The 1,680-nt window shown below is 64.6% G+C and carries 1 pseudogene; it reads left to right on the top strand.

Annotated elements, in window-relative coordinates:
• Positions 1-81 precede the first annotated feature (81 nt).
• Positions 82-1,542 (top strand): annotated as a pseudogene (locus M8523_RS36245) (Tn3 family transposase); the annotation flags it as partial.
• Positions 1,543-1,680 lie beyond the last annotated feature (138 nt).

Genomic DNA, 1,680 nt, shown 5'->3' with positions numbered 1-1,680 from the left:
CGATGTGGACTATGGCCGGATCGGCATTGAGGCTGGCCCGCTCTCGCAGTGGCTGGTGAACAGCATGGAGGAGGCTGCGGCCTGAACCTGCCGGCCACGGCCGACGCGTGGCTCGATGCGCGCGAGCGTGAGCTGGATTGGCGACTTCGGCGCTTCTCGAACCGACTCCAGCGCGGTCGTCTGGAGGGAGTGGAACTGCGTGATGGCCGGCTGCACATCAGTCCGGCCCGGACGGCAACCCCGCCCGAGGCGGATGTGCTCGCAGACCGGCTCGACGCCATGATGCCGCGCGTCCGGGTGACCGAACTCCTGCACGAGGCGGCGCGCGGTACCGGTTTCCTGTCCGCCTTCACCAATCTGCGCACGGGCGAACCCTGCCCGAACGAGAGTGCGTTGCTCGCCGCAATCCTCGCCGATGCCACCAATCTGGGCCTCGCTCGCATGGCCGAGGCCAGCCAGGGCGTCACCCGCGATCAACTGGTCTGGACGGCTGATGCCTACCTCCGCGACGAAACATACAAGGCCGCCCTCGCCCGGATCATCGACGCTCACCACGGCCTGCCGATCGCCGCCGTGTGGGGTGATGGCACCACGTCCAGTTCCGACGGACAGTTCTTCCGCTCGGGCAAACGAGGCGAAGTATCGGGCGAGATCAATGCCCGATACGGTGTCGACCCGGGCTTCTGCTTTTACACTCACGTCTCCGATCAGCACGGACCTTACCATGTGCGCGTGATCTCTCCGGCGATGCACGAGGCGCCCTACGTTCTGGACGGCCTGCTCCATCACGGTTCGGCGTTGCCGATCGCGGAGCACTACACCGATACGGGTGGCGCGACCGACCACGTGTTCGCCCTCTGCTCCATGCTGGGTTTCCGGTTCTGTCCGCGACTGCGCGACTTCCCTGACCGACGTCTCGTGTCGCTCGCTGTGGTGTCCACCTACCCGGCCCTGATGCCACTCCTTGGCAAGCGGGTCAGGGCCGACGTCATTCGGGAACACTGGAGCGATATTCTCCGCTTGGTGGCGTCCGTGCATTCCGGCCATGTGGCGCCCTCGACCGTCCTGAAGAAGCTCGCCGCCTATGAGAGGCAGAACCAGCTTCATCTCGCTCTGCAGGAGGTGGGCAAGGTGGAGCGCACGTTATTCATGCTGGACTGGCTGGAAAGCCCAGACCTTCGCCGGCGCTGCCAAGCGGGTCTGAACAAGGGCGGGCAGCGTCACGCTTTGACAGGCGCCATCTGCACGTTCCGTCAGGGCCGCATCGCGGACCGGACCCATGAGGCTCAGCAGTATCGAGCCTCAGGGTTGAACCTGGTGATCGCCGCCATCGTATGGTGGAACTCGACCTACATGGCCGATGGCGTGGCCCACCTGCGCGCCACCGGCGAGAACGTCCGTGACGATCTCCTCGCCCACACGTCACCCGTTGGTTGGGAGCACATCGCCTTCTCGGGCGACTTCCTGTGGGACCGCGCCTCCGCCATCCCGCCCGGACGAAGGGAGCTCAATGTTGGCAGAGCCGCGCGCCGAGCAGCCTGAACTGGATGAGTTCTCGATCCGTTCGCCCTTAACGTTGTTCAGCGAACAATCGTCGCGCTGCCCTCAGAGTCTGTCCGAAGTCATATCTTTTTCTGGCAGAGCTTTCGCAGCATGAGTCGAATAGACGCCAGTTGTAAG

Source organism: Lichenifustis flavocetrariae, from assembly GCF_026130545.1.
Taxonomy (GTDB): Bacteria; Pseudomonadota; Alphaproteobacteria; order Rhizobiales; family Beijerinckiaceae; genus Lichenihabitans; species Lichenihabitans flavocetrariae.
This window is presented reverse-complemented; position numbering and strand designations above follow the sequence as displayed.